The sequence below is a fragment of the Streptomyces sp. NPDC006265 genome, from assembly GCF_040613555.1.
Taxonomy (GTDB): Bacteria; Actinomycetota; Actinomycetes; order Streptomycetales; family Streptomycetaceae; genus Streptomyces.
This window is the reverse complement of sequence record NZ_JBEXSH010000391.1, coordinates 1-8,049: the sequence shown is the minus strand read 5'-3', so window position 1 is coordinate 8,049 and position 8,049 is coordinate 1. Positions and strand designations below refer to the sequence as shown.

At 68.9% G+C, this 8,049-nt stretch carries 5 protein-coding genes and 1 pseudogene; 3 read left to right on the top strand and 3 right to left on the bottom strand.

Features of this window, described 5'->3' with window-relative positions; all coding sequences use genetic code 11:
* Positions 1–70 precede the first annotated feature (70 nt).
* A complete protein-coding gene (locus tag ABZ281_RS27690; protein ID WP_356659733.1) occupies positions 71–1,426 on the top strand; it encodes a sugar ABC transporter substrate-binding protein in 1,356 nt (451 codons plus the stop codon).
* Between the two features lie 11 nt (positions 1,427–1,437).
* Here the strand turns inward: ABZ281_RS27690 and ABZ281_RS27685 are convergent.
* A pseudogene (locus tag ABZ281_RS27685) lies at positions 1,438–1,921 on the bottom strand (ATP-binding protein); the annotation flags it as partial.
* A gap of 104 nt (positions 1,922–2,025) precedes the next feature.
* Entirely contained in the window at positions 2,026–4,743 is a 2,718-nt protein-coding gene (gene acnA, locus ABZ281_RS27680; RefSeq protein ID WP_356659731.1) for an aconitate hydratase AcnA, read from the bottom strand.
* A 262-nt stretch (positions 4,744–5,005) separates the two neighbouring features.
* Between acnA and ABZ281_RS27675 the strand changes: the two genes are divergently transcribed.
* Together ABZ281_RS27675 and ABZ281_RS27670 are read left to right on the top strand one after the other, a co-directional pair.
* Positions 5,006–5,206, top strand: coding sequence for a DUF4236 domain-containing protein (locus ABZ281_RS27675; protein ID WP_356659729.1), 201 nt, complete (start codon positions 5,006–5,008; stop codon positions 5,204–5,206).
* Between the two features lie 84 nt (positions 5,207–5,290).
* Positions 5,291–6,820, top strand: a complete 1,530-nt coding sequence (locus tag ABZ281_RS27670) for a UDP-N-acetylglucosamine 1-carboxyvinyltransferase (RefSeq protein ID WP_356659727.1) — start codon at positions 5,291–5,293, stop codon at positions 6,818–6,820.
* A gap of 142 nt (positions 6,821–6,962) precedes the next feature.
* Here the strand turns inward: ABZ281_RS27670 and ABZ281_RS27665 are convergent, their stop codons facing one another.
* The gene (locus ABZ281_RS27665) at positions 6,963–7,646 is read right to left on the bottom strand and encodes a site-specific integrase (protein ID WP_356659725.1); all 684 of its coding nucleotides are present in this window, start codon (positions 7,644–7,646) and stop codon (positions 6,963–6,965) included.
* Between the last annotated feature and the right edge of the window lie 403 nt (positions 7,647–8,049).

Sequence of the window (8,049 nt, the reverse complement as noted above, 5' to 3'; positions counted from 1 at the left end):
GCAGACCTACTCCACCGTCTTGACCTGCGGAGCCTAATAGATGGCAAAGATGGGTATGGGGCGGGGAGTCATGAAACGCAGCCGGCTCACCCAGGCGGCCGTGGCCTTCGCGGTCGCCGCCGGTCTGGTCCTCGCCGGGTGCGGTGGCGCAGATCTGCCCGGCGGCGAGGAGCAGGCCGACCTCAGCGTGCTCGCGACGGACGTGCCGCAGATCCAGACCCTCAAGAAGCTCACCAAGAAGCACTTCACCGCGGAGACCGGCATCACCGTCGACTACACGCTGCTGCCGGAGAACGAAGCGCGGGAGAAGATGAACCGCGAGTTCGCCACCCAGGCCGGCACCTACGACGTGGCGAGCGTCAGCGCGTACGAGGTGCCGATCTACGCGGACAACCACTGGCTCGCCCCGCTCGACTCCTATGTGAAGGCCGACGAGGAGTTCGACCAGGACGACGTCTTCCCGAACCTGGCGTCCGCGCTGACCGGGGAGGACGGCAAGCTCTACGCCGAGCCCTTCTACGGCGAGGGCTCCTTCCTGATGTACCGCAAGGACCTGTTCCGCAAGGACGGGCTGACCATGCCGCCGGACCCGACCTGGCAGCAGGTCGCCGACCTCGCCGCCCGGGTCGACGGCTCCGAGGGTGCGAGCGGCATCTGCCTGCGCGGCCTGCCCGGCTGGGGCCAGAACCTCGCCCCGATCAACACGGTCGTCAACACCTTCGGCGGCGCCTGGTACGACATGGACTGGAACGCCCGTTTGACCTCACCGGAGTTCAAGAAGGCCGTCGGTTTCTACGTCGATCTGCTCCGCACCCACGGCCAGCCCGGCGCCGAGCGCATGGGCGTGCTGGAGATCCTGGACCGTTTCGTCGAGGGCAAGTGCGCCATGATGTACGACGCCACGTCGCTTGCCTCGTCGATCGAGGCCGACAGTTCCTCGGTCAAGGGCAAGGTGGGCTACGTCCCGGCCCCGCACGAGAGGACCGACAAGGCCGGCTGGCTGTGGACCTGGGCCTGGGGCGTCCAGCAGGCCTCCGAGAACAAGGACGCCGCCTGGGAGTTCATCTCCTGGGCCTCCTCCAAGGAGTTCCAGGAGCTGGTCGGCCAGGAGGTGGGCTGGACCTCGGCGCCCGCCGGGAACCGCATGTCGCTCTACGAGAAGCCCGCGTACCAGCAGGCGGCCGGTGCCTGGTACCGGCAGGAGTTCACGGCGGCGACGGACTCCGCCGACCCCAAGGACCCGGGCGTCGGCCCCCGCCCCTACGACGGCATCGGCTTCCTGGGCATCCCGGAGTTCGCCGTGCTGGGTACGGCGGTCTCCGAGCAGATCGCCGCGGCCATCGCCGGGCAGCAGTCGGTGGACGCGGCACTGGACAAGTCCCAGGATCTCGCCCAGGCCGCGGCGGCGAAGTACCGGGGCGAGTGACCGGCGGCTCCTCACCGCTGCTCGGAGAGTCCCCACGCCTGTCGCTCCGAGAGGGGTCCGGCCGCGGGCGGCAGTTCCAGGGTGAACTCGGTGTGCCCCCGGGACGCTGCGCACCCGGGCCCCTCCGCCGTGCGCGGTCGCGATCGCCTCGACGACGGCCAGGCCGAGCCCCGATCCCCCGGCGTTCGGGCTGCTGCGCGAGCGGGAGGCGTCGGCACGGGTGAAGCGGTCGAAGACGGTGGCGAGGAGGTGCGACGGGATGCCGGGCCCGTCGTCCCGGACGCGGATCACGTGGCGATCGGCGGCGCTCTCCACCGCTGCCACGACCATGGTGCCGGACGGGGTGTGGACACGGGCGTTGGCGAGGAGGTTCGCCACGGCCTTGCGCAGACCCGCCTCGTCTCCGGTCACCAGTGCGGACGCGTCCAGGGCGTCGACGGGGAGCACCAGTCGCCAGGTGCGGTCCCGGTCCGCCGCACGGGCCTCCCACACGGAGGCCTGTGTTCAGCCTGAGCACAGGCGATGTCCGCCCGCGAACGGCGAGGGCCGCGCCCCCGGTCACCCGGGAACGCGGCCCTCGAACTGCCGTGGCGGTCCGCTTACTTGCGGATCAGACTGCGCAGCACGTACTGCATGATGCCGCCGTTGCGGTAGTAGTCCGCCTCGCCGGGGGTGTCGATGCGGACGACTGCGTCGAACTCGACGCCGGTGTCGGTGGTGACCTTCACCGTGCGGGGAATGGTGCCGTTGTTGAGCTCCTCGACGCCGGTGAAGTCGAAGGTCTCCTCACCGGTGAGGCCGAGGGACGCGGCGGACTGTCCCTCGGGGAACTGGAGCGGCAGGACGCCCATGCCGATGAGGTTCGAGCGGTGGATGCGCTCGTAGGACTCGGCGATGACGGCCTTGACGCCGAGGAGCGCGGTGCCCTTGGCGGCCCAGTCGCGGGAGGAGCCGGAGCCGTACTCCTTGCCGGCCAGGACGACCAGCGGGATGCCGGCGGTCTGGTAGTTCTGCGAGGCGTCGTAGATGAACGACACCGGCGCGTCGGCCTGGGTGAAGTCGCGGGTGTAGCCGCCCTCGGTGCCCGGCGCGATCTGGTTGCGCAGGCGGATGTTGGCGAACGTACCGCGGATCATGACCTCGTGGTTGCCTCGGCGCGAGCCGTAGCTGTTGAAGTCGCGGCGCTCCACACCGTGCTCGGTGAGGTACTTGCCGGCCGGGGTGTCGGCCTTGATGGCACCGGCCGGGGAGATGTGGTCGGTGGTGACCGAGTCGCCCAGCTTGGCGAGCACCCGGGCGCCGGAGATGTTCTCGACCGGGGCCGGCTCGTGGGCCATGCCCTCGAAGTAGGGGGGCTTGCGGACGTAGGTGGACTCGGCGTCCCACTCGAAGGTGTTGCCGGTGGGGATCGGCAGCGCCTGCCACTGGGCGTCGCCCGCGAAGACGTCCGCGTAGGACTTGGAGAACATGTCCTCGCCGATGGCGTTGGCGACGACGTCGTTCACCTCGGCCTCGGAGGGCCAGATGTCCTTCAGGAAGACCGGGTTGCCGTCCTGGTCGGCGCCCAGGGCGTCCCGGGTGATGTCGACCTTCATGGAGCCGGCGAGCGCGTAGGCCACGACCAGCGGCGGGGAGGCCAGGTAGTTCATCTTGACGTCGGGGTTGATACGGCCCTCGAAGTTCCGGTTGCCGGAGAGGACCGAGGTGACCGCGAGGTCGTGGTCGTTGACGGCCTTGGAGACCTCCTCCGGCAGCGGGCCGGAGTTGCCGATGCAGGTGGTGCAGCCGTAGCCGACGAGGTTGAAGCCGACCTTGTCGAGGTAGGGGGTCAGGCCCGCCTTCTCGAAGTAGTCGGTGACGACCTTGGAGCCCGGGGCGAGGGTGGTCTTGACCCACGGCTTGCGGGTCAGGCCCTTCTCCACCGCCTTCTTGGCCACCAGCGCGGCGGCGACCATGACGTACGGGTTGGAGGTGTTGGTGCAGGAGGTGATGGCCGCGACCGTCACCGCGCCGTGGTCGATCTCGTACGACGTGCCGTCGGGGGCCGTCACGGTGACCGGGTTGGACGGGGCGCCGTTCGGGGCGACGGCCGGGGCGTCGGAGGCCGGGAAGGACTCCTGGCCGGCCTCGTCCACGGTGTCGACGTAGTTGCGGACGTCCGTCTTGAACTGCTCGGCGGCGTTCGCGAGGACGATGCGGTCCTGCGGGCGCTTCGGGCCGGCGATGGACGGGACGACCGTCGCCAGGTCGAGCTCGAGCTTCTCGGAGAAGTCGGGCTCGGCGGCCGGGTCGAGCCAGAGGCCCTGCTCCTTGGCGTACGCCTCGACCAGCGCGAGCTGCTGCTCGCTGCGGCCGGTGAGCCGCATGTAGTTGATGGTCTCGTCGTCGATCGGGAAGATCGCGGCGGTGGAGCCGAACTCCGGCGACATGTTGCCGATGGTGGCGCGGTTGGCCAGCGAGGTGGCGGCGACACCCTCGCCGTAGAACTCGACGAACTTGCCGACGACGCCGTGCTTGCGCAGCATCTCGGTGATCGTGAGGACGAGGTCGGTGGCGGTCGTGCCGGCCTGGAGCTCACCGGTCAGCTTGAAGCCGACGACACGCGGGATGAGCATGGAGACCGGCTGGCCGAGCATGGCGGCCTCGGCCTCGATGCCGCCGACGCCCCAGCCGAGCACGCCGAGGCCGTTGACCATGGTGGTGTGCGAGTCGGTGCCGACCAGGGTGTCCGGGTAGGCCTTGCCGTCGCGGACCATGACGACGCGGGCCAGGTGCTCGATGTTCACCTGGTGGACGATGCCGGTGCCGGGCGGGACGACCTTGAACTCGTCGAAGGCGGTCTGGCCCCAGCGCAGGAACTGGTAGCGCTCCTTGTTGCGGCCGTACTCCAGGTCGACGTTCTGCTTGAAGGCGTCGTTCGTGCCGAACTTGTCGGCGATGACGGAGTGGTCGATGACCAGCTCGGCCGGCGCCAGCGGGTTGATCTTCGCCGGGTCGCCGCCCAGCTCCTTGACGGCCTCACGCATGGTCGCGAGGTCCACGACACAGGGAACGCCGGTGAAGTCCTGCATGATCACGCGGGCCGGCGTGAACTGGATCTCCTGGCTGGGCTGGGCCTGCGCGTCCCAACCGCCGAGGGCACGGATGTGGTCGGCGGTGATGTTCGCGCCGTCCTCCGTGCGGAGCAGGTTCTCCAGCAGGACCTTGAGGCTGTAGGGCAGGCGAGCCGAGCCCTCCACCTTGTCCAGCCGGAAGATCTCGTACGACTCGTCGCCCACCTGCAGCGTGCTGCGGGCGTCGAAGCTGTTCGCCGACACGACAGTCTCCTTCATTGATGTGCGCGTACCACCACGATCCTGCCGCCACGGCATCTTGGCCGATCCGCTAAGGTGAGGCTAAGTTAGGCAACCCTTACCGGGGTGGCGACTGGAGTCTCTCTCGGCAGATATCTCGATGTCGAGATAACTCTAGTACACGAGCGCCGGATGGTCATGCCCCGGCGTCCGCCGTGCGGTCATGTGCGCCCTTTTCCCGGGTATCCGAACCGGGTACCCACGCACGACGGAGGAGGAGACAGGCATGCCGCTCACGTTCCGCAAGAGTTTCCGGATCCTTCCGGGGGTGCGCCTGAACATCAACAAGCGCTCCTGGTCCATCACCACCGGCGGCGGAAGGAACGGCCCGCGCCACACCCGCAGCAGCACGGGACGTCGCACGACATCGATGGATCTGCCCGGACCCTTCGGGTGGCGGCGCACCACGAAGGCGCGACGACACTGAGAACACCGGGCGGGTTTGACGTCCCGTCACCCGTTCGGCCCCTCCGGCCGGGGGTCATCTCATATCTGAGATAACCTCAAGCGCATGGCAGACGACTACCTCGTACGCATCGGCAAGCTCATCCGTGACGCCCGGCAGCACCGGGGCTGGACGCAGTCGCAGCTGGCCGAGGCGCTCGGAACCAGCCAGAGCGCCGTCAACCGGATCGAGCGCGGCAACCAGAACATCAGCCTTGAGATGATCGCGCGCATCGGGGAGGCCCTCGACAGCGAGATCGTGTCGCTCGGCTACGCCGGTCCGATGCATCTGCGCGTCGTCGGCGGGCGCCGGCTGTCCGGTGCCATCGACGTGAAGACGAGCAAGAACGCGTGCGTGGCGCTGCTGTGCGCCTCACTGCTCAACGAGGGGCGCACGGTGCTGCGCCGCGTCGCCCGCATCGAGGAGGTGTACCGCCTCCTCGAGGTGCTGGGCTCCATCGGTGTGCGCACCCGGTGGATCAACGACGGTGTCGACCTGGAGATCGTGCCGTCCGCCGAGCTGAACCTGGAGGCGATCGACGCGGACGCGGCCCGCCGCACCCGCTCCATCATCATGTTCCTCGGCCCGCTGCTGCACCGCATGGACCACTTCACACTGCCCTACGCCGGCGGCTGCGACCTCGGTACGCGCACCATCGAGCCGCACATGATCGCGCTGCGCCGATTCGGCCTGGACATCGCCGCCACCGAAGGCCTGTACCACGCCCAGGTCGATCGGGCGGTCAGCCCCGACCGCCCGATCGTCCTGACCGAGCGCGGCGACACGGTGACCGAGAACGCGCTGCTCGCGGCCGCCCGGCACGACGGCATCACCGTCATCCGCAACGCCTCCTCCAACTACATGGTCCAGGACCTCTGCTTCTTCCTGGAGGCCCTCGGCGTCAAGGTCGACGGCATCGGCACGACCACGCTCACCGTGCACGGCGTGCCCACCATCGACGTCGACGTGGACTACTCCCCCTCCGAGGACCCGGTCGAGGCGATGAGCCTGGTCGCGGCGGCCGTCGTCACCGAGTCGGAGCTGACGGTGCGCCGGGTGCCGATCGAGTTCCTGGAGATCGAGTTGGCGGTCCTGGAGGAGATGGGTCTCGACCACGACCGCACGCCCGAGTACTTCGCCGACAACGGCCGCACCCGGCTGGTGGACCTCGCCGTCCGGCCCTCCAAGCTGGAGGCGCCGATCGACAAGATCCACCCCATGCCGTTCCCCGGCCTGAACATCGACAACGTGCCGTTCTTCGCGGCCATCGCCGCGGTCGCCCAGGGCAAGACCCTCATCCACGACTGGGTCTACGACAACCGCGCGATCTATCTGACCGACCTGAACCGCCTCGGCGGCCGGCTCCAGCTGCTCGACCCCCACCGCGTCCTGGTCGAGGGCCCGACCCGCTGGCGCGCCGCCGAGATGATGTGCCCGCCGGCGCTGCGCCCCGCGGTGGTCGTCCTGCTGGCGATGATGGCGGCCGAGGGCACGTCGGTGCTGCGCAACGTGTACGTCATCAACCGGGGTTACGAGGAGCTGGCGGAGCGGCTGAACTCGGTGGGGGCGCAGATCGAGACGTTCCGGGACATTTGATTGAGGATGCCGCCGCACCCGGTCTGACCTGCGGCTTAGCGGGTCAGGAGGGGGTGCGGCGGCATCTCTGGGACTTCTCTGGGACTTTGGGCCCGAGGCGGGCTACGGGCCACGCTCCACGGGCTCCGACGACCGGCCACGGCTACGAGAAGATCGCGTCGATGGCTGCGCTGCCCCGTGCGCCGGCGCGGGGCAGGAAGTGGGAGTACTTCCGCAGCGTGAACCCCGGATCGGAGTGCCCCAGCCAGCGTGCCAGGGAGACGACCGATTCGCCAGCCTCCAGTTCCTCGGAGGCGTAGAAGTGTCGCAGGGCGTGGAAGCCGTGCTCCCGGGATGGCTCCCACACGCGAGCGCCGTTTGTGTTGCCCTCCTCCAGCGGAGCGATCACGCCGGCCTCAGCCAGAGCGGGCTTCCACACGTAGGAGTTGAAGTAGTTCCGGTTGATGGCCTTCCGTTCGCGTCCTGTCACCAAGAGGCTGTAGGTCCTCGGCCGCCGGTGTTTGGCTTCCACCGCCGTCTCGGCAGGAGTCGGGTCGTCCCAAGGCAGCGTGACCGGGATCGGCGCGAACTGCTCCGTGTGCTGCTGGATGGCCCGAGCCACGCTGGATGGCAGCGGCACGTCCCGTACCTTGCGGCCCTTGGGAAGCGCGAAACAGAGCTTCGCCCGCACCATCTTGATCTGCCGCCGGACGTGAACGACTTCCTTCTCGAAGTCGATGTCGTCCACTGAGAGCCCGAGCGCCTCCCCTTGCCGGAGCCCGAGACCTGCTCCGATCACGAGGAGTAGCCGGTAGCGGTCGGGCAGGGCGTTCCGTACCGCCAGCACCCGTTCGGGCGGCCACGCCTCGACCCTGCCGGGGTTGGCGGCTGGAGGGCCGACCGTGCTGGAGCGGCACGGGTTGCGTCCGAGGCGACGGTCCTCGACGGCGGCCTGGAGGATGCTGGAGAGCGTCGCCCAGACAAGGCGGATCGAGATCGGACCGAGGTCCTTCTCCAGCCGCTTCTTCCAGTGGCGCAGGACTTCCGTTCCGATGCCGTTGAGCGGCTGAGACCCTAGTAGGGCTTGGTCAGGTTGGTTGTGGTGGTGCGTGTCCTTGTGGCCCGGTGTGGCGTTGAGAGTGTGTGACTCCGGACGAGATTGCTTTGGTGCGTGGTGAGTTGGAGGCGTTCGCGGCGGAGGTGTTCGAGCCGTTCGCGCGCAAGGACCAGCGCCGGTGGGGGCAGGTCTA

Coding starts and splice junctions, on each gene's coding strand:
- ABZ281_RS27675 (WP_356659729.1), top strand. CDS start 5,006: ATGCCGCTCACGTTCCGCAAGAGTTTCCGGATCCTTCCGGGGGTGCGC.
- ABZ281_RS27670 (WP_356659727.1), top strand. CDS start 5,291: ATGGCAGACGACTACCTCGTACGCATCGGCAAGCTCATCCGTGACGCC.
- ABZ281_RS27690 (WP_356659733.1), top strand. CDS start 71: ATGAAACGCAGCCGGCTCACCCAGGCGGCCGTGGCCTTCGCGGTCGCC.